The 19,581-nt window shown below is 70.7% G+C and carries 18 protein-coding genes; 7 read left to right on the top strand and 11 right to left on the bottom strand.

From position 1 onward, the window contains the following. Nucleotides 1-144 precede the first annotated feature (144 nt). From OG574_RS41420 to OG574_RS41435, 4 genes are all read left to right on the top strand, one after another. Entirely contained in the window at nt 145-3,390 is a 3,246-nt protein-coding gene (locus OG574_RS41420; protein ID WP_326777391.1) for a carboxyl transferase domain-containing protein, read from the top strand. Nucleotides 3,391-3,447: 57 nt separating this feature from the next. Then, nucleotides 3,448-3,858 carry an AMP-binding protein gene (locus OG574_RS41425; RefSeq protein WP_326777392.1) on the top strand — a complete coding sequence of 137 codons (411 nt, stop codon included), beginning with the start codon at nt 3,448-3,450 and terminating at the stop codon, nt 3,856-3,858. A 115-nt stretch (nt 3,859-3,973) separates the two neighbouring features. Continuing rightward, nucleotides 3,974-5,197, top strand: a complete 1,224-nt coding sequence (locus OG574_RS41430; RefSeq protein ID WP_326777393.1) for an RNA-guided endonuclease InsQ/TnpB family protein — start codon at nt 3,974-3,976, stop codon at nt 5,195-5,197. Between the two features lie 208 nt (nt 5,198-5,405). Next, nucleotides 5,406-5,693 carry a hypothetical protein gene (locus OG574_RS41435; RefSeq protein ID WP_326777394.1) on the top strand — a complete coding sequence of 96 codons (288 nt, stop codon included), beginning with the start codon at nt 5,406-5,408 and terminating at the stop codon, nt 5,691-5,693. 20 nt (nt 5,694-5,713) lie between these two features. Here the strand turns inward: OG574_RS41435 and OG574_RS41440 are convergent, their stop codons facing one another. The 4 genes from OG574_RS41440 to OG574_RS41455 form a co-directional block, all read right to left on the bottom strand. After that, the gene (locus tag OG574_RS41440; RefSeq protein ID WP_326777395.1) at nt 5,714-6,346 is read right to left on the bottom strand and encodes a TetR family transcriptional regulator; all 633 of its coding nucleotides are present in this window, start codon (nt 6,344-6,346) and stop codon (nt 5,714-5,716) included. Nucleotides 6,347-6,444: 98 nt separating this feature from the next. Further along, nucleotides 6,445-6,957 carry a DinB family protein gene (locus OG574_RS41445; protein ID WP_100597356.1) on the bottom strand — a complete coding sequence of 171 codons (513 nt, stop codon included), beginning with the start codon at nt 6,955-6,957 and terminating at the stop codon, nt 6,445-6,447. A gap of 69 nt (nt 6,958-7,026) precedes the next feature. After that, on the bottom strand, nt 7,027-7,701 hold the full coding sequence (locus OG574_RS41450) for an SRPBCC family protein (RefSeq protein WP_326777396.1): 675 nt from the start codon (nt 7,699-7,701) through the stop codon (nt 7,027-7,029). A 290-nt stretch (nt 7,702-7,991) separates the two neighbouring features. After that, nucleotides 7,992-9,674 carry a class I adenylate-forming enzyme family protein gene (locus OG574_RS41455; RefSeq protein WP_326777397.1) on the bottom strand — a complete coding sequence of 561 codons (1,683 nt, stop codon included), beginning with the start codon at nt 9,672-9,674 and terminating at the stop codon, nt 7,992-7,994. A 115-nt stretch (nt 9,675-9,789) separates the two neighbouring features. Here OG574_RS41455 and OG574_RS41460 point away from each other — a divergent pair, with 115 nt between their 5' ends. Further along, nucleotides 9,790-10,404 (top strand): TetR/AcrR family transcriptional regulator, encoded by a 615-nt coding sequence (locus tag OG574_RS41460; protein ID WP_326777398.1) that lies wholly within the window; start codon nt 9,790-9,792, stop codon nt 10,402-10,404. A 13-nt stretch (nt 10,405-10,417) separates the two neighbouring features. Here OG574_RS41460 and OG574_RS41465 read toward each other — a convergent pair whose 3' ends face one another. The 4 genes from OG574_RS41465 to OG574_RS41480 all read right to left on the bottom strand — a co-directional run bounded on the left by OG574_RS41465 (nt 10,418) and on the right by OG574_RS41480 (nt 14,448). Beyond that, nucleotides 10,418-11,716 carry a hypothetical protein gene (locus OG574_RS41465; protein ID WP_326777399.1) on the bottom strand — a complete coding sequence of 433 codons (1,299 nt, stop codon included), beginning with the start codon at nt 11,714-11,716 and terminating at the stop codon, nt 10,418-10,420. 88 nt (nt 11,717-11,804) lie between these two features. Continuing rightward, on the bottom strand, nt 11,805-13,628 hold the full coding sequence (locus OG574_RS41470; protein ID WP_326777400.1) for an alkyl/aryl-sulfatase: 1,824 nt from the start codon (nt 13,626-13,628) through the stop codon (nt 11,805-11,807). Between the two features lie 18 nt (nt 13,629-13,646). Beyond that, complete coding sequence (locus OG574_RS41475; protein ID WP_326777401.1) at nt 13,647-13,937, bottom strand: hypothetical protein; 291 nt, start codon at nt 13,935-13,937, stop codon at nt 13,647-13,649. A gap of 127 nt (nt 13,938-14,064) precedes the next feature. After that, nucleotides 14,065-14,448 (bottom strand): DUF488 domain-containing protein, encoded by a 384-nt coding sequence (locus tag OG574_RS41480; RefSeq protein ID WP_326777402.1) that lies wholly within the window; start codon nt 14,446-14,448, stop codon nt 14,065-14,067. Between the two features lie 137 nt (nt 14,449-14,585). Here OG574_RS41480 and OG574_RS41485 point away from each other — a divergent pair, with 137 nt between their 5' ends. After that, nucleotides 14,586-15,218 carry an HdeD family acid-resistance protein gene (locus tag OG574_RS41485; RefSeq protein WP_100597399.1) on the top strand — a complete coding sequence of 211 codons (633 nt, stop codon included), beginning with the start codon at nt 14,586-14,588 and terminating at the stop codon, nt 15,216-15,218. A gap of 83 nt (nt 15,219-15,301) precedes the next feature. On the opposite strand, the gene OG574_RS41490 is transcribed toward OG574_RS41485, so the two are convergent. Continuing rightward, nucleotides 15,302-16,435, bottom strand: coding sequence for a hypothetical protein (locus OG574_RS41490; RefSeq protein ID WP_442816882.1), 1,134 nt, complete (start codon nt 16,433-16,435; stop codon nt 15,302-15,304). 136 nt (nt 16,436-16,571) lie between these two features. Continuing rightward, nucleotides 16,572-17,462 carry a GNAT family N-acetyltransferase gene (locus tag OG574_RS41495; protein ID WP_326777403.1) on the bottom strand — a complete coding sequence of 297 codons (891 nt, stop codon included), beginning with the start codon at nt 17,460-17,462 and terminating at the stop codon, nt 16,572-16,574. A gap of 195 nt (nt 17,463-17,657) precedes the next feature. Here OG574_RS41495 and OG574_RS41500 point away from each other — a divergent pair, with 195 nt between their 5' ends. Continuing rightward, nucleotides 17,658-18,848, top strand: a complete 1,191-nt coding sequence (locus OG574_RS41500) for an acyl-CoA dehydrogenase family protein (protein WP_326777404.1) — start codon at nt 17,658-17,660, stop codon at nt 18,846-18,848. A gap of 283 nt (nt 18,849-19,131) precedes the next feature. Here the strand turns inward: OG574_RS41500 and OG574_RS41505 are convergent, their stop codons facing one another. Then, entirely contained in the window at nt 19,132-19,263 is a 132-nt protein-coding gene (locus OG574_RS41505; RefSeq protein WP_326777405.1) for a hypothetical protein, read from the bottom strand. Nucleotides 19,264-19,581 lie beyond the last annotated feature (318 nt).

Raw genomic sequence — 19,581 nt, forward strand, 5'->3', positions numbered from 1 at the left:
CTGGCGCGTTGGTACGTCCGGCGCGCCCCGAAGCCGTGTCACGTACAGCCCAAGCAGAGCCATGTACAGCCCGATGCACTCACTACAGCCCGAAGCCGTCACGTACAGAAGGCCCCCTTTCCGGGCCCGTGGAGGAGACGTCCGATGACAGGTGTGCTGATCGCCAACCGGGGCGAGATCGCCGTCCGGATCCACCGCGCGGCGTCGGCGCTCGGCCTGCGGACCGTGGCGGTGCACTCCGCGGACGACCGCTCGGCGGCCCATGTGCGGCTCGCCGACGACGCCCACCTGCTCAAGGGCGAAGGCGTAGCCGCCTATCTCGACGCGCGTCAGATCGTGGAGATCGCCGGGCGCGCGGGATGCGACCTGGTCCACCCCGGCTACGGGTTCCTCAGCGAGAACGCCGACTTCGCGAAGGCGTGTGCCGAGGCGGGGCTGACCTTCGTGGGTCCCACCCCCGAACTCCTCGCTCTCTTCGGCGACAAGGCGCGCTCACGGGAGCTCGCCGTGCAGCACGGCGTCCCCGTCCTCGCGGCCACCGGCGCCCCGACCTCACTCGCGCAGGCCACAGATTTCCACGCCGGAGTGCGCGACGGCGTCATGGTGAAGGCGGTCGCCGGGGGAGGCGGCCGCGGCATGCGCGCGGTGCACGACGCGTCGGACCTCGCCTGGGCGTACGAGCGCTGCCGCTCCGAAGCCGAGCGCGCCTTCGGCAACGGCGATGTGTACGTCGAGCAACTCCTGCCCCGCGCCAAGCACATCGAGATCCAAGTCGTCGGGGACGGCACCGGACAGGTGACCCATCTGTGGGACCGGGAGTGTTCGGTCCAGCGCCGCAACCAGAAGCTGATCGAGGTCGCGCCCAGCCCGTGGCTCCCCGCGCGCACGCGTGACCTGCTGATCGAGGCCGCGGTCACGATGGCTTCGGCGACCCGGTATCTCGGCCTCGGAACCTTCGAGTTCCTCGTCGACGCGGACGACCCGGACGCCTACTACTTCATCGAGACCAATCCGCGCCTCCAGGTCGAGCACACCATCACCGAGGAACTCGCCGGGGTGGACCTGGTGGCCACCCAACTGCGCCTCGCCCAGGGCAGGTCGCTGGCCGAACTCGGTCTCCTCCAGGAGGACATCCCGCAGCCGCGCGGCTTCGCGATCCAGACGCGCGTCAACCTCGAAGAGCTGTCCGCGGACGGCACGGCCCGCGCCTCGCAGGGCACGCTGACCGCCTTCGAGGCACCCGGCGGCCCCGGCGTGCGCGTGGACACCCACGGCCGCGCGGGCCTGGAGATCAAGGGCTCGTACGACTCCCTCGTCGCCAAGGTGATCACTCGTACGGTCCGCGGCGACTTCGCCGACGCGGCGGGGCGGGCGGCCGGGGCGCTCGCCGAGTTCACGCTCTGCGGGGTCCCCTCGAACATCCCGCTGCTGCGTGCCGTTCTGCGCCACGAGGCCTTCCGGGACGGCACGGTGACGACCGCCTTCGTCAACGAACACCTCGACAAGCTCGTACCGGGCGCCACCGCCTCTCAGGAGAGCCACGGCTCGGTCCTCACCGCCCTCTCCGCGGGCAGTGTCGTCGACGTCTGTGTGGAGCCGGGCGCCGAGGTGGCGGCAGGTGCGCCACTCGTCGTCCTCGAGGCGATGAAGATGGAACACGTCCTGACCGCGCCCCGCGGCGGAATCGTGCGCGAGGTCCGCGCGAGCGTCGGGGACGTCGTCCCGGCCGGTGCCGAACTCGTCGTCTTCGCACCTTCGCAGGGCGAGGACAGCGTCGACGAGGCGGCGGCCGACGTCGATCTCGACGTGATCAGGCCGGACCTCGCCGAGGTCGTCGAGCGCCACCGCATCGGCCTCGACGAGGCCAGGCCCCAGGCCGTCGAGCGCCGCAGGCGCACCGGCCACCGCACCGCACGCGAGAACCTCGCCGACCTCTGCGACCCGGGCAGCTTCACCGAGTACGGCGCCCTGGCCATCGCCGCGCAGCGCCGCCGCAGGACCCTCGAGGACCTGATCGCCAACACCCCGGCCGACGGGATCGTCACCGGCGTCGCCCAGGTCAACGGCGCGCAGTTCGGCGACCGGCGAAGCCAGTGCGCCGTCCTCGCGTACGACTACACCGTCCTCGCCGGCACACAGGGGATGCTCAACCACAAGAAGACCGACCGCATGCTCGAACTCGCCGAGCGGCAGCAGATCCCGGTCGTGCTCTTCGCCGAGGGCGGCGGCGGACGTCCCGGAGACACCGACATGATGGCCGTCGCCGGACTCGACGTCCCCACCTTCGCCACCCTGGCCAGGCTCAGCGGGCAGGTACCGACGGTCGGCATCGTCGCCGGGCGCTGCTTCGCGGGCAACGCCGCGCTCCTCGGCTGCTGCGACGTCGTCATCGCGACCCCCGACGCCACGGTCGGCATGAGCGGCCCCGCGATGATCGAGGCGGGCGGCCTCGGGCAGTTCCTGCCCGAGGAGGTCGGTCCGATGCCGGTCCAGGTACCGAACGGCGTCGTCGACATCCTGGTCGACGACGAGGCCGAGGCCGTGGCGGTCGCCAAGCAGTATCTCTCCTATTTCCAGGGCGACTTGAGCGACTGGGACTGTGCGGACCAGCGCCTCCTGCGGCACGTCGTCCCCGAGAACCGGCTGCGCGCGTACGACGTACGTGAGGCGGTCACCCTCCTCGCCGACACCGGCTCGGTCCTGGAACTGCGCCGCGAGTTCGGCGTCGGCGTCATCACCGCGCTCGTACGGGTCGAGGGGCGGCCGATGGGCCTGGTCGCCAACAACCCTCAGCACCTCGGCGGCGCCATCGACAGCGACGCCGCCGACAAGATGGCGCGCTTCCTGCAACTCTGCGACGCCCACGGCCTGCCCGTGGTCACCCTGTGCGACACCCCGGGGTTCATGGTCGGCCCGGACGCCGAGAAGACCGCGACCGTACGGCACTTCAGCCGGCTCTTCGTCGCAGGAGCCCACCTCGGCGTCCCGGTCTTCTCCGCCGTGCTGCGCAAGGGCTACGGTCTCGGCGCGATGGCGATGACCGGCGGCGGCTTCCGCGCCCCCACGGCGATGGTCTCCTGGCCCACCGGCGAGATCGGCCCGATGGGCCTGGAAGGCGCCGTCCGGCTCGGCTACCGCCGCGAACTCGAGGCCATCGCCGACCCGCAGGAGCGACAGGCCAGGTACGAGGCCCTGCTCGCGGAGCAGTACGAGCAGGGCAAGGCCCTCAACGCGGGGACGACCTTCGAGGTCGACGACGTGATCGACCCGGCCGACACCCGCCGCTGGATCACCACGACGTTCGCCCAGCACCCCAGGCATCCGGATCCGTATCCGCACCCGCGTACGCCCCAGCGGCACACCCGCGGTCGATTCATCGACACGTGGTGACGCCGGTGCGGTGAAGGTCCGGGTAGGTCAGGTCGGGACAACAAACCGAGGAGCCGCATGAAGATCGAGGAGTACCTGGAGGATCTGCGTGCCCGTCAGGCCCGCGTCCGCCCACACGGCACACCGTCCGACGTCGTGTACCCGCTCGACGAGATCTCCGTGCCGGATCATGTGGCGCACTGGGCGCGGCTGCGCCCCGACCGGGCCGCGGTCGTCTTCGAGGGCCGCACCGTCACCTACCGCGAACTCGACGAGCTGAGCCGCCGTGTGGCGGGACGGCTCGCCTCCGAGGGCGTCGGCGCGGGCGACCGGGTCGCCGTCCACCTGCCCAACTGCCCCCAGTTCCTGGTCGCTTTCCTCGCCGTGCTGCGCCTCGGCGCGGTGCACGTGCCGGTCAACCCGATGTTCCGCCGGTGCGGAGCATCATGGCTCGCCTCCCGCCTGGCCTCCGCCCCACGCGTCCAGTGATCATTGGCGGGCGCGATGGGTCGAACGTGAGCACGAGCGTCAAACGGGAGGATGATCGCGATCAGTTCCGGTCTTCTGGGGCAGTGCCCGGGAGGGCGCTTGTAGGGTGATGTTCATGCAGCTCCGGTACGCCTTCAGGCTGTACCCGGGCCCCGGTCAACGCCTCGCGCTGGGCCGGGCGTTCGGGTGCGCGCGGGTCGTGTTCAACGACGCGGTGCGTGCCCGCCAGGACGCCCACGCGGCGGGTCTGCCGTATCCGAAGGCCGCCGAGCTGTCCCAGAACTTGATCACCCGGGCCAAGCGGACCGTGGAGCGGTCTTGGCTGGGCGAGGTGTCCTCGGTGGTGCTCCAGCAGTCTCTGCGGGATGTGGAGGCCGCCTACCGGGCGTTCTTTGCCTCCCTCAAGGGTGAGCGCAAGGGAGCGGGGATGGGTGCCCCGCGGTTCAAGTCGCGTAAGGACTCGAGGCAGTCGATCCGGTTCACGGCCAACGCCCGCTGGTCGATCACCCCAACCGGCCGGCTGAACCTGCCGAAGATCGGCGAGGTGCGGGTGAAGTGGTCCCGCACCCTGCCCGTGGTGCCGTCCTCGGTCACGGTGATGAAGGACCCGGCGGGGCGGTATTTCGCGAGCTTTGTCGTCGACACCGACCCGGCCGCCGACGCCGCGCGAATGCCCGCCGCCGAGCGGGCCATCGGGATCGACCTGGGCCTGACCCGCTTCGCGGTCCTGTCCGACGGCACGAAAATCGACTCCCCGCGGTTTCTGCGCCGGGCGGAGAAGAAACTCAAGAAGACTCAGCGAGAGCTGTCCCGCAAGCAGAAGGGGTCGAAGAACCGGGCCAGGGCCCGCCTGAAGGTCGCCCGCGCCCACGCTCAAGTAGCCGATGCGCGCAAGGAGTTCCACCACCAGCTCTCCACACAGTTGATCCGCGAGAATCAAGCGGTCGCGGTGGAGGACCTGGCGGTCTCCGGTCTCGCGCGCACCAGGCTGGCCAAGAGCGTTCACGATGCGGGCTGGTCCCAGTTCGTGACCATGCTCGAATACAAGGCAGCCCGGTACGGCCGCACCCTGGTCAAGATCGGCCGGTTCGAGCCCACCAGCCAGGTGTGCTCCGCCTGCGGACACCACGACGGACCCAAACCCCTGCGCGTCAGGGAGTGGACCTGTTCCGTCTGCGGCACCCGGCATGACCGGGATGTCAACGCCGCCAAGAATGTGAAAGCGGCCGCTGGACTGGCGGCATCGGCCTGCGGAGCGCCGGTAAGACCAGAACCCGTTCTGGCACAGCGCGAAGAAACAGGAAGCCACGGAATCCCAGCAGGAAGCCGTGCCGCCTAGCGGCACAGCAACCCGCGGGACGGCCAGAATCCCCGGGCTTCAGCCCGAGGAGCATGTCAAATCCCGGTCTTCTGGATCGCGGGCGAGGATCTGGGCATCCTCAACTTCCTGATGCTGGGCGGCACTTCGGTCCTTATGCCCGCAGGACCCGGCGCGCGTCCTGCGGGCGATCGGTGCCCATTCCGTCCTGCGGGAGGCCGCGTACGGAATGACCGAGACGCACACGATCGACGTGACGCCCTATGGGTTCCAGGGCGGTGACCAGGATCTGCACGCCGAACCCGTCTTCTGCGGAGTGCCCATGCCCGGCACGGACATCGCCGTGGTGTCGCCCGTCACCGGTGAACCAGTGCCGCTCGGCGAGGCGAGCGAGAGCATGGCGCCGTACAAGGTTCCCCTCGTGGAGATAGTCGACGAGATGCCGATGACGACGACCATGAAGATCCGGAAGGTGGATCTGACGGCCCGCGCGCAGCAGCTCGCCGACGGCCGCTGAAGGCCGTGTCGACGCGCGCCTCAGGTCTTCGGCATGAGTGTGTGCAGCAGGTCGACGCAACTCCGGAGATCCGGTTCGGGCGATGCGTGGTCGCCGGCCGCGCCCAGTGACCACTGTTCCAGGGCGGTGCGGGTCACGGCGAGCGCGATGCCGGTGAGAAGGCGGGGCCGGGGGTCGGCCGGAGGGGCGGCCATCCGCTCGGCCACCGCCTCCCTCACCTGTTCCTCGAAGGCGTCGAACCGCGCGTGCAGCGCCGCCCGCAGCTCCGGGTGCCGGTCGGCGATCCGGAAGGTGGCCTGGACGAGTTCACGGTCGGGTACGACGTCGTCCGTGATGTGCGCGGACAGTACGTCGAGCAGTTCGGTGAGCGTGGCCCGCGGAGCCGGGTTGCCGTGTGTGAGGCGCAGGTGGAGCGCGTCCGGCAGCGGCGGCGGGCTGATGGTGAGCGCGGATTCCTTGCTCGGGAAGTAGTTGAAGAACGTGCGCTGGGAGATCCCGGCGGCGGCACTGATCATGTCGACCGTCACCCCGGCCAGGCCGTGCTCCTCGACGAGCCGCACTGCTGCCGCGTGGATCGCGTGTTCGGTCTCGCGGCGGCGCCTTGCGCGAAGACCCTCGCCTGCAGTGGACGACGTACGGGCCGGACTGGGCATGGCGACAGTCTCGCAGGTCGCACGACACCCCCGTACAGGGCCCGGCAGGCCGTGACTATCCAAGGCCGGAACCGGGTCGCAAGCGGGTGGGAACCGGGTCAGAAGTAGCCCCTCCCGCCGTCGAGAAGCTCACGGATCGCGTCGAGGTGACCGGCGTGCCGGGCCGTCTCCTCGATCATGTGCAGGAGGATCCACCGCAGATTCGCGGCCCCCGCGCGGAAGTCGGGGTGCCGGCCCGCCTGGTCGAGGGAGTGCGCTGCGGTGATCTCGTTCGACCGGGCGTACTGGCGCGCGTACTCGCCGAGGAGCTGGTCGAGGGGGACGTCGTCGACCAGCATGTCGGCGTCTTCCGGCCCGTCGTCGAACTGGGGGCCCTCGGCGGCGCCGCCCATCAGCATGACCTCGAACCAGCAGTGCTCGACCCACCGCAGATGCGACACGACCCCCGCCAGGGTCATGGCGGGGGACGCGGGGAGTACGGATCGATGGGCGTCCTTCTCGGACACGCCCTCGCACTTCCACTCGACGATGGCGCGCTGCATGTCCAGCCAGGCGACCAGCTGTGTTCGCTCGTCGGCGTCGTAGGCAGGGCGTATACGAGGAAGGGTCATGGGCGGGGACGCTACTGGTCCCGGCGGACCCGGCGTACGGGAATTTCCCGTGGGCGGATTGGGGCCGCCTCATGCCGCGGGGCGCGTCGCACGTTCCTTGGCGGCCGGGACCGAGGCGGGGCGAGGCTCGGGGTGCTGCTCAGGGTGGGACCCGGGTTGGACCTGGGGCCGTGGTTCGGGACGGCCCTGCGGGCGAGGTGGGGCCGGGGCCGTGAGGGCCGGAGGAGCGGCCGTGCGCTCGGCGGCGGGGGTGAAGGAGGGGCCGGGCAGGCGTATCCGTCGTGGGGTGGCTATGACGTGGCAGTGCGGGGCGCCGAGGCGCTCGCCGAGCCGGCGCGCGTCCCTCGGCAGGTCGCGCCGCCAGGCCATGGCGACGACGGGCGCAAGGAGCGTCAGGGCGCCCGCGAGGCGGCACTGCACCGTGAGGCGCAGCAGGGTGCCGCGGCGGCGCGGGGAGAGCGTGAACGAGTACAGCGGCGTCTGGGCGCCGAGTGGGTTCCACATCCGGTCGCCGCGGAAGACGAGGTGCTCGCCCGGGACGTACGCCACGCACTGGAGCAGCTGGTCCCGGTGGCGCCCCGGAAAGCGGTACACATGAACCACGCCCGGACCTGCGGGCTCTGCGCTCTCGGCGACGGTGTCGACACCCGAGAACCAGAGTTCGAGATTCCGTGCGTCGGAGAGGAAGTCGTACACCTCAGTGACGGATCGGCCTATGTGGACGTCCACGGAAATCTCTGGCATCACGCACCTCCCCGGCGCCCGTCCGGTCGTCGGCGCGGTTGCCGACGGGTACGCACCCCACGGGCTCTACCTTCCAAACGTGCGTGCGGATCGGCTCCACGACATCTCGGGTTAGCCCGAACGGGTGATGGGGCACGCACGTACAGTGGTCGCCTGCCCGGGACGGGGCCCGCCATGCGGCTCGGGGCGGCCCGGGGTGTGAGGAGGGTGCGGGGGAGGTGTGAGGGGGCGGGGCCGGGCCGCCACCGATCTGGGGACCCGGCGCCGAGCGTGTTGAACGTTCGTTAAATCTACGGCTGGTGTGCCCGCCGCAGCTCCGCCTTCAGGACCTTCCCCGCGGCCGAGGTGGGCAGCGCCTCCAGGAACCGCACCTCGCGCACCCGCTGGTACGGAGCGACGCGGGCGGACACGTGCGCCATCAGCTCCTCCGCGAGCGCCGGGCCGGGGGCCGGCGAGGCATCCGGGCGCGCCACGACATACGCCGCCGGTATCTCGCCCGCGTCCGCCGCCGGCACCCCGATCACCGAGACCTGCGCGACCGCCGGATGCCCGCTGAGGATCTCCTCCAGCTGGCCGGGATAGACGTTGTATCCCTTGTAGATCAGCATGTCCTTGGCGCGGCCCACGATGTAGACATGGCCGCGCTCGTCGCACCGCGCCAGGTCGCCCGTGCGCAGCCAGCCGTCGACGAACTGCTCTGCCGTCAGCTCGGGATGGCCGAGGTAGCCCGCCGTGATCTGCGGGCCGCGGGCCCACAGCTCGCCCGTCTCGCCGTCGGGCACGCAGCTCCCGGTCTGTACGAGGTCGCGGATCTCGACCTCGGTGTCGAAGACGGGCAGGCCGACCGATCCGATCGGCACCGGGTCATCGGGGTCGACGATTCCCGACGTGACGCCCATGGTGGCCTCGGTCAGCCCGTACCCCTCCACGACGCACGCCCGCGGGAACAGTGTCCCCAGGGCGCGAAGTGTCGTCGTATCGATGGGCGCCGCACCCGAGTTGACCACGCGGACCGCGGGGAGCGCACGGCCCTGTGCGGCGGGGGCGGCGAGCAGGGCGTGGAAGAGCGCGGGGGACCCGGCGATCTGGGTGGCTCCGAACTTCTCGGCCAGTTCGAGGAACCGCTCGGGGTCAAATCGTCCGGCGAGGACGCTCGTGAGCCCGGCGAGCACGCCGATCGACTGGCCGACCAGGCCCATGGCGTGGAAGAACGGCGCGACGGCGACCGAGACGCCCTGCCCCGGAGGGTTGGTGTACTCGGTGGCGGCCTCGGGAACCGGGTCGAGGAAGATGCCCCCGTCGGGGTCCACCGCGGGCACGGCGGCCGCGCGCCAGCAGGTGAACTGGAGGCAGTTCGCCACGACCTGGCGGTGCAGCACCTGGACCGCCTTCGAACGCCCTGTGGTGCCGCCTGTGAAGGACAGGTGGGCGACCGCGTCGGGCGTGACGCGTGGGCCGGGCTCGGGGGCCGCCGCGAGCAGGTCGGCGAGAGGCACGGTGCCGTCGAGGTGTGCCGGATCGCCGGGCGCGACGGCCGACGGTGGTACGAGGGCCAGCAGTTCGAGCCCCTCGGTGCCGGCCGCGAGGAGCGCCGGTGCCGTCGCCGGATGCGTCACGGCCGCCCGGGCGCCCGCCTCGTCCAGCTGTGCGCGCAGGGCCGCCGGGGGCAGGGTCGGGTTGATGGGCGCCACGATCGCGCCGGCCAGCAGGATCCCGTAGTAAGTGACCGGGAACCAGAGGGAGTTGGGCTGGTGCAGTGCCACCACATCGCCCTCGGCGATGCCGCGCTCACGCAGCCCCCGCGCGAAGCGGAGCGCCTGGTGGTGGAGTTCCGCGAAGGTCAGCGTGTCGTCGCCGTCGCGCAGGGCGACGCGGTCGGGGTATCTCCTGGCCGAACCGGCGAGGATGTCCCCGACGGACGCCTCGGGGTAGGAGAGGCGGGCCGGCATGCCCTTCGGGTGGCGACGGATCACGCGGCAACTCCCTTGTCGACGAGTGCGACGGGCGTGCAGTCAGAACATTCGTTAAGCTACGGTCCCCGTCGGCAGGTGTCCAGACGCCGGGACAGGAGCAGGAGATCGGAGAGCTGTGTCCACGCGACCCGCAGCAGGCCACAAGGCCATCGTCGAGGCTGCCCGGCAGGAGTTCTCCGAGCGCGGCTACGGAGCCACCTCGATCCGCGACATCGCCCAGCGCGCCGGGGTGAGCCTGTCTGCCCTGTACTACTACTACAAGGGCAAGCAGGACTTGCTGGTCGCCATCCTCGACGACGGTCTCGACGCCTACTTCAGTGCGTGCGACGAGGCGTTGGAGGCGGCGGGCGACGACCCGGCCGAACAACTGGAGGCGCTCGTCGCGGCGACCGTGCGGTTCCGTACGGAACACCCCGTGAAGAGCAGCATCGTGCTGACCGAGGGGCGCAGCCTGGAGCCCGAGCACCTGGCGCGCTACCGGAAGAACGAGGCGCGCGGCAGCCGGCAGTTCCGCGACGTCGTCGAGCTGGGCGTGGCGCAGGGCATCTTCCTCACCCCCTACCCGGACGACGCCCGGCGCGCGGTGATCGCCATGTGCAACGCCATCGGGGAGTGGTACCAGTCCGAGGGACCGGTATCCGTGGACGAGTTGGTGGAGCGGTACGTGGCCCTGGCGCTGACCGTGGTCGAGTACCGCCCGCGCGCGGTACGCCGACCCGCGCGTGCCTGACATCGAAGCCGCGTCACCCCGCAGGGGCGGCCGTCACATGCGGCGATCCGTCGTCGTCCAGGAACTCGATCACCGCGAGAGCGATGAGCGCGCAGAGAGCGATCCACACGATGACGACGCCCGTCGGACGGTCCCACACCAGCATGATCACGGCCGACACGGCGACGACCGTCCAGTTGAGCCACGTCTTCGCCCGGTGCACCCACGCGCCCACCGGCCCGCCGGTGAGGCCCGCCGCGTCGCGCACCGCGCCGATGCCGCCGCGCCACATGGCCTTGACCCGGGTCGCCGCACGGCCGTCGCCGCTCAGCCACGCCGCGAGCGCCACCACGATGCCGACGGTGATCAGCATGCGCACCGTCGTCCGCAGGAACCGCACGAGCGCGTCGTAAACGGCGCCGGCGGCCGGCTGCGACACCTCGGAGGGCAGCCCGTCGAGATAGAACGCGCGGAAGACCCACAGACCGATGCCGAGGATCGCGGCGCCCACCGCGATCGCGATCCCGGCCGCCACCAGCGCGCGCCGCTTGCGGACGGCCAGGAGGACGGCGCAGGCGGCGAGGACCAGGGTGATGACGGGCAGCCAGACCCCCATGAGCTGGAGCAGCCGGAAGCCCTTCTTGATCTTGCCGATGGAGTCGGACGTCATGACCGTGAAGTCGGTGTGCACCTCGGGGATCTTCGAGGCGACTCCGAGGCCGCGGTCGACGAGCCGCTGCTTCGCCTCGTCGATGACGGGCGCCAGGTCGATCGTCACCGCGTCGTTCGTGAGCTTGACGGCGCCGCCGCCGCTCCCGGTCAGCGCCTTGTCGACCGCCGTGTGCACGCGCCGGTTGAGGCCGGTCCACAGCTTCTCGAACGAGTCGCTCGACACGAACTTCTGGACGGTGTTGTGCACAAAGCCGCTGAGTCCGCTGGTGAGCGGGCCGCTCAGCCTGCCCAGTGCCTTTTCGAGCCTCGGCCGGTCGGCGGGTGCCACGTCGCTGAGGAGCGCCTTGAGATCGATGTTCTCCATGACGACGTTCGTGACGCGGCTCGTGACGGCCGCCTGGACATCGGGATCGGAAGCGAGCGGCTCCATCGTCGCCACGTAGCGATCGGTGTCGCCGACGATGTCGCCGGCCCATGTCGCGACCGCGCTGAGCGGCGTCAGGATCGCCACGAGGACGATCAGGAGGCCGGCGAAGAACGAGCGCAGATGGTGCCGGGGCCGGGCCGGCGCCGCGGCCTCCAGCTGAGCGACCCGGGCGCGCAGCGCCGCCATGTCGTCGCTGGTGTCCGCCGGGGGACGGTCGTCACGGTCCGGTGTCATGTACTCATGGGATGCCATGCGGTGGCTGAGGGCCCGCTGGACTAGTGCGTATGGGCGGCCAACGCACTCCGTCACCCCGTCACCACCGTCACGGAGTGACGATCGCGAAGTCCGGATCGTTCTCGTCGAGGACCGAGAGCAGGGTGTCGAGGGCGCCCAGGTCGCCCGAGTGATAGACGCCGTGGAGACCCTTCCCGGCCAGCAGGGTGAGGAGTTGGGGCTTCGTCAGCGTGAGGGAGAGGTCCGCGCTGTCGGCGGGCCGGGTCGTACGGGTGTGGACCAGGACACCGTTGTGCAGCGTCATGCGGTACATCTCGCCCAGGTCCGACAGATGCCAGTGCAGGGTGAGCGAGTGGTCCCACGCCCTCGGCCCGTCGACCCTGACCGCGAGCGAGTCGAAGAGCTGCTCGACGTTCAGCGCGTCGCCCATGTTGCCGCCGCCGATGCTGGTCGCCTTGATCTCGCCGCGCAGCTCCTGGGCGCCGGTGAGGTAGCAGTTGCGCCAGGTCGCGCACTCCGCGCCGTGCGCGAGCCGCTCGAAGGTCTCCGCGAGCAGCTCCTTGGCGTCAGCGCTGTCCGGCGCGGCGAACACGGCGTGCCTCAGGAGCTGGGCGGCGAACCGCAGATCGCCCTCCTCCAGGTACGTACGCGCCTTGCCGAGCACCGCTTCGAGCCCGCCCATGCAGTCGACGTAGCGTTCGGCGGTCTCGGTGGGCGGGTGCTCCCACAGGGATGCGGGATTGCCGTCGTACCAGCCCATGTAACGCTGGTAGATGGCCTTCACGTTGTGGCTGACGGAGCCGTAGTAGCCGCGCGCGTGCCAGGCCGCGGAGAGCGCGGGCGGCAGCTCGATCAGCTCGGCGATCTCCGCCCCCGTGTACCCCTGGTTGAGCAGCCGCAGCGTCTGGTCGTGCAGATACGCGTACAGGTCGCGCTGCTCGGCGAGGAACGACCTGATGCGGTCCGAGCCCCAGGTCGGCCAGTGGTGCGAGGCGAACAGGACGTCCGCGTCGTGGCCGAAGAGCTCGACGGCCTCGTTGAGGTAGCGGGCCCAGGTCCGGGCGTCGCGGACCACCGCGCCGCGCAGGGTCAGGATGTTGTGCAGGTTGTGCGTGGCGTTCTCGGCCATGCACAGGGCGCGCCGCTGCGGCAGCAGGAAGTTCATCTCCGACGGCGCCTCGGTGCCCGGCGTCATCTGGAAGCGGAACACGACGCCGTCGAGGGTCAGTTCCTGTCCCGTGTGCCGGACCTCGACCGTGGGCGCCATCAGCCCCGTGGTGCCGGTGGACGCGGTGAAGCCGAGCCCCATGCCCACGAGACCCTCGGGCCCGCGCTCCAGGTTGGCGCCCGTGTAGTAGGTGCCGCGGCGCAGCATCGCCGCACCCGCGTACACGTTCTCCACGACGGAGTGCTCCATGAAGCCCTGCGGAGCGATCACGGGTACGTCGTCGTCGGCTCCGATGACGCCGAGCACACCGCCGAAGTGGTCGAGGTGGGAGTGGGTGAACACGACGGCGGCGACGGGCCGTTCGCCGCGCTGCGACCGGTAGAGCTCCAGCGCGGCGGCCGCCGTCTCCGCGGAGGCGAGCGGGTCGACGACCACGACGCCGTGGTCGCCCTCGATCAGCGTCATGTTGGAGAGGTCGAACCCGCGTACCTGGAAGACGCCCTCGGTCACCTCGAACAGGCCGGCCCGCGCGCACAGTTGGGACTGCCGCCACAGGTTCGGGTGCGCGGTGTCGGGACAGTCCTCGTCGAGGAACGCCGTGTCGTCGAAGTTCCACACGACCCGCCCGTCCTCGGCCGTGACCGTCGAGGAGAGCGGCGGAGAGACAAGGCCACGGTCCGCCTCCTCGAAGTCGGACCGGTCGGCGAAGTCGGGGGCGGAGTCGGGGGTGTCGGAGGTGGTCACTTCGGTCTCCCAGGGGTGTCAGCGGCGCGCTTCAGTGCCGTACGACGCGCGCAGGAACAGCGCCACCACCTGCGCCATGTGCTCGGTCTCGGAGGGGTCCACGCTCTCGTCCGGGGCGTGGACCAGGCACTGCGGTTCCTCCACGCCCATCAGGAGCCGTACACGGCCATGGCCGGAGCGGCCCGCGGACTCGCCACCGACGCGGTCGTCATCAGCGCCGGTGTCCTCCACGTCACGGCGGCGCCGTGACCGGTGCCGGCGCCCTCGTCCGCGTCCCGGTTCGTCGGACGGGACATCCATGGTGGTCATACGGGCCCTCCCAGGTCGCGTCGTTGCACAAAATTGGCATAGCTTGTGCCGGTTCGCACCTGCTGTCGGGTCGGGCCCGTACGCACGAGGGGTGCGGCGGGACCCGATCCGCGCCGTCCCCGGACGGTCAGCTCTCGGTCAGATGCCGCACCAGCACCGGCACATGGCTGTGCTCGATGTCCTTGACCGAGGTGACCAGCGTGACCGTGCCCGTACGGGCCATCGCGCGCAGCTTGTCCGTCAGCTCCACGCGGTCCGGCTCCGCGAGCTCGTCGCGGTAGCGGCGCTCGAACTCCGGGAAGCGGGATGCGCGGTCCTCGTGGTACCAGGAGCGCAGCCCGGAGGACGGCGTCAGGTCCTTCATCCACGCCTCGACGTCGGCCCGCTCCTTGGAGACGCCGCGCGGCCACAGGCGGTCCACCAGGACCCGGGTTCCGTCGTCCGCCGACGGCGGATCGTAGACCCGGCGGACACGGAAGTGCGGTTCGGAACTCTTGGAACGTTCTGTCATGGCCCAATTGTGCGGAGTTTCCCGGCGTCGTGTCCGCGGCCGTCCGCCGCTCCGGTGACGGCCCCCGGATGCCGGAGGCGTACGTCGTTCGCCTCACCCGAGTGGCGGGCGCACCGACGTCGTGTGAACAGTCGGACATGACGCACGCACCGCACGAACCCCGAACCCCGGCGGCCGAAGAGACCCGCGAAGAGCGCACTTCCCCGCCCGAGGGCCCCCTCGGGCGCCTGGCTCAATCCGCCTGGCAAGTAGTGCTCCTGGCAGGCATAGCCGCCCTGATCCTGGGCGTCCTGGTCCTGGTCTGGCCCGGGGCGTCCCTGTTCGCCGCCGGAGTGCTCTTCGGCGTGTATCTCCTGGTCACCGGCGTATTCCAGCTGGTGGCCGCATTCGGCACGCATGTCACCACCGGGCTGCGCGTGATGGCCTTCATCAGCGGCGCGGTGTCGATCCTGCTCGGCCTGTTCTGCTTCCGCGGGGCGACGCAGTCGATCCTGCTGCTCGCGCTGTGGATCGGTATCGGCTGGCTGTTCCGCGGCATCACCCAGACCGTCGCGGCCGTCTCCGACGAGGCGATGCCGGCGCGCGGCTGGCAGATCTTCCTCGGCGTCGTGAGCGCGCTGGCCGGTGTGGTCCTGATCGTCTCGCCGTTCGAGTCCGTCGCCGTACTCACCCTGGTCGGCGGCTGCTGGCTGCTGGCGGTCGGCGTCGTGGAGATCGTCACGGCGTTCCAGCTGCGGAGCAAGGCGAAGCGGATTCCGCACGGGGTATGACTTGGGTCCTGAAAGCGTATACACGCGCGCCGGGCGCCCACATCGGGACGCCCGGCGCGACGGCTCCGGTCTGTCGGTGACGGTCAGACCGCGACCGTCTCCTCCATCTCTTCCTCTGCCGCCTCTTCCTCTGCTGCCTCCGTGGAGCGGGCAGGCGCCTGAGTCACGCTGTGCGCGGCATGCTGCCGGGGCTCGACCGCGACGGCACCGCGCCGCCGCTCCGTGAGCGCGGCAAGCCCCGTCAAGGCCAGGCCGACCACGAGCCAGACGGCCAGCGTCCACACGTTCCTGGCCAGGTCGTGGCTGCCGAAGTAGAGCAGGCTGCGCGAGCCCTCGACCAAGCCGGCGCCGTTCCAGAAGGCGTGCAGAGTGCCGAAGAAGCCGTTCTGCAGCTCGGGCCGGTAGAGGCCGCCGGAGCTGGTGAAGTTCAGCATCACGAACAACACCATGAGCGCGAGCGTCGTCCACCGCTTCAGGAACGTGTGCAGACCCACGCCGATGAACAGAATGCCCGCCGAGTAGAGCCAGGACATGGCCCACATGCCCCACAGGCCGTGGTGGGCCAGGCGGAACACCGGTCCCGCGAGAGCCGCGCCGACGAGGCCGACCACGCCGGACACACCGACCACGAGCGCGGCCCGCATCCGCATCGACAGGGCGGAACCCGCCGCGCCGATCACGGCCACCGACGCGTACGAGCCGATGCTCAGCGCCACCAGCAGGAAGAACAGGCCCTGGCCCGTCGGGTCGTCCGAGACGGTCGGGGTCACGTCCGTCACCTTGAGCGGCACGCCCTGCTGCGTGGCGACGGGGGTGAAGATCTTCTCGGCGGTGATCGCGCTCATGTCGGACCCGGCGGTGGCGACGATCAGCTCGGGGGACTTCGCGCTCAGGACGTACGCGCCGTCGATGTCACGGGACTGAAGCTGCTCCACGGCCGCCGGGCGGCTGTCGAGCGTACGCACGTCGAGCGCGTCGCCGGCATTGTCCTTCACCGTCTGGGCGAAGACCTTCGCCTCGGGCCCCGCCCCGACGACCGCCACCGGCAGATGGTGCGGCTCGGGCGCCACGAAGGCCCCCATGTACGCGAGCCCCATGCCCAGGCACATCAGCAGCGGGGTGATGAGGTGGGTCAGCACATGGCGCAGCGCCGGATTCCGCACGCCGTGCACGGCGCCCGCGGACTCGGAGCGGTGTGCCTTGTGATCGGCGGGCATGGGCAGGACCTCCAGCTGGTTGGGTTGGTGTTTACAACCTTTCACGTTGTACTCTACAACTATCTCGGCGCAATGGGGTACGGGTGAGGGTGTGACGATGGCCACCGCGGCCCCGCGGCGGCCACCGCACGCGCCTTCAGTCCTGCTGGAGCTCGAGCTGGTACTCGTACGTCCGATGCGTCGGCACGTAGCCGAGTCCGTCGTTCACGGCGCGCATGTGCGTGTTGCTGTCGGCGGTGTCCGTGAGCAGGCCCCCGAGCTTCGGGTGGCGGCCGCGGGCGCGGAGAACGGCCTCGGCCTTCATCCAGCGCGCGAGGCCGTGGCCGCGGTGCTCGGGCAGTACGCCCGTGCCGTAGTGCTGTCCGTCGCCCGTGCCGTCGCCGGGGACGACGAGCTCGGTGAACCCCACGACGGTGCCGTCGGAGGCGTCGACCGCCACGACCGTGTCGAGGTGTTCGCCGCGTTCCTCGACCGCCTTGGCCACCGCGCGGACGCGGTCCACATCCCACGCGACCGTCCCGTAGTCGGTGTCGTCCATGGGCATGTCGTCCATGGCACGACGCGACGCGGCGAACGTCGCGGCCAGGTGGTCCGGAACCGTCCCTTCCCAGGAGACGAGCCGGTATCCGGGGTGCTCCGCGTGCGCCGTCCGCGTGAGGGCCGGGACGTCCGCGTCCGCGAGCGGGAGTCGCGCGTACGTCAGGTTCAGCACCCGGCGGAACCCTCGCGCGGCCAGGAACAGGTCCGCGGGTGAGCCGTCGTCGGCCGGGGCGGTGAGCGAGCGCCGCCCGTCGTCCTTCGCGGCCGTCACCGCCGCGTCGAGGAGCCGGGTGCCGGCGCCGCGACGCCGTTCCGCGGGATGGACCTGGAGGGCCAGCTGGGCGAGATGCCGCTGCCCGTCCCGGTCGATGAGCCGCAGGAACGCGGACCCGACCGGGTTTCCGTCGGTGTCGGACGCCAGCCAGGCGAGGCGGCGGCCGTCCGGACCGCCGGACGGATCGGTCAGCGGTGTCAGGTTCAGCGACAAGAGGGCTCCTTGTGCAGGGAGTTGAGGACGCGGCTGAACCTAACCACGGGCGCGCGCCCCCGCAAAGGGATTGACCGCGCGGGCCCCCGGCGCCGGAACCGTCCGCCCGCGCCCATTCCTTATTTCTGAAACGAGTTCTACTGTGTGCGCCGTCAGGACCGGGACCCGGTGTACCAGCGACCGCCAGGAGGGGCCGTGCACCTCGAATACACGCCCGAGCAACAGCAGTTGCGCGCGGAGCTGCGCGCCTACTTCGCGGAGCTGGTGCCCGACAACGCGTACGCCCGCTACGAGGATCCGGCCGCGCAGAAGCGGTTCTACCGCGAGACGGTGCGACGGCTCGGCACCGACGGGTGGCTCGGCGTCGGGTGGCCGAAGGAGTACGGCGGGCGCGGCCTGACGCCCATGGAACAGTTCATCTTCTTCGACGAGGCCGCGCAGGCGGGCGTGCCCCTGCCACTCATGGCGCTCAACACCGTCGGCCCCACGATCATGCAGTACGGCAGCGACGAGCAGAAGGCGTACTTCCTGCCGAGGATCCTCTCCGGAGAGCTCGACTTCGCCATCGGCTACAGCGAGCCCGACGCGGGCACCGACCTCGCCGCGCTCAAGACGCGGGCGGTACGCGACGGGGACGAGGCCACCGGCCACTACACGGTGAACGGGCAGAAGATCTGGACGACCAACGGCGACACGGCCGACTGGGTGTGGCTCGCCGTGCGCACCGACCCGGACGCCCCGTCGCACAAGGGCATCACCATGCTCCTGGTGCCGACGTCGGACCCCGGCTACTCCTGCACCATCATCAACACCCTTGCCTCGCACGACACCACGGCCAGCTACTACGAGAACATCCGGGTTCCCGTCAGCCGCCGCGTCGGTGAGGAGAACAAGGGTTGGCGGCTCATCACCAACCAGCTCAACCACGAGCGCGTGACGCTCGCCGCCCACGGCACCATGGCGATCCGCGCGCTGCGCGACGTGCAGCGCTGGGCCATGGACACCAAGCTCGCCGACGGGCGCCGCGTCATCGACCTCGGCTGGGTGCGCAAGCGCCTCGCCCAGACGCACACCCGGCTCGACGCGATGAAACTCCTCAACTGGCAGATGGTGAACGCCGTCCAGGAAGGCAGCCTCACCCCGCAGGACGCCTCCGCCGTAAAGGTGTACGGCTCCGAGGCGCGCCGCGAGGCGTATGCCTGGCTGATGGAGGTCGTCGCCGCGGCGGGGGCGCTCAAGGAGGGCTCGGCGGGCGCCGTCCTGCACGGCGAACTCGAACGCGGCTACCGATCAGCCGTGATCTTCACGTTCGGCGGCGGCAACAACGAGATCCAGCGCGAGATCATCTCCTGGATAGGTCTGGGCATGCCCCGTGTCCGCCGCTGAGGCGCCTGTGACGAGGATTCATAGTTGGCACAAGAGAGGCATGGTTGGCACTGGCTGCAGCCTGCAGTCATCGGGATGCCAAGCCTCTGGGCTCCGACGGGATGGATGTGCCGCGACCACGACGGGGCACCACGAAGGTTCGGACTGAGAGGATGTCTCACGTGGTGGTGGCGTGAGCTGCGGCACGACGTCTCTTCGGGGGTGCCGATCTGTCGCGGCGGCTGGTTCCTGAGGGTCTGTCGGAACTTGGCGCTCCGTTGCTGTCGTCGTTCAACTCCCGCCCTCAGGGCGGCGGAACCGCGCTGCTGGACGAGCGGGCCGGGTTCACGGCGGTGGTGTACGTGCCGACCAGCGGGGGTGCCTGGCGGCCCCTGCTGGAGACGTCCGGGATGTCGCCCGCGACGGCGCACCTCATGGACCAAGGTGGGGCCGTGGCGCGGATTGCACCGGGCGGTGCTGGACGAACTCGGCGCCCAGGCTGAGCTCGACTGGACGTACGCGATCGTCGACGCCGCCTTGGAGCGGGCGAAAGAGGGCGTTCGCTGAGCGGGCCGACCCCGGTCGGTCGCGGCAAGCAGGGCAGCGGACTGCATCTGCTGGCCGAGCCTCAGGGCATCCCGCTCAGCGTCGCCATGACCGGCGCCAACATGCACGCGAGCCTCGCCCTCAAGCCGCCGGTCGGCGGCATACCCGCCATCCGCTCACGACGCGGACCTCCGTCGGTGACGCCCGG

Origin of the sequence: Streptomyces sp. NBC_01445 (genome assembly GCF_035918235.1) — a bacterium.
GTDB lineage: Bacteria > Actinomycetota > Actinomycetes > Streptomycetales > Streptomycetaceae > Streptomyces.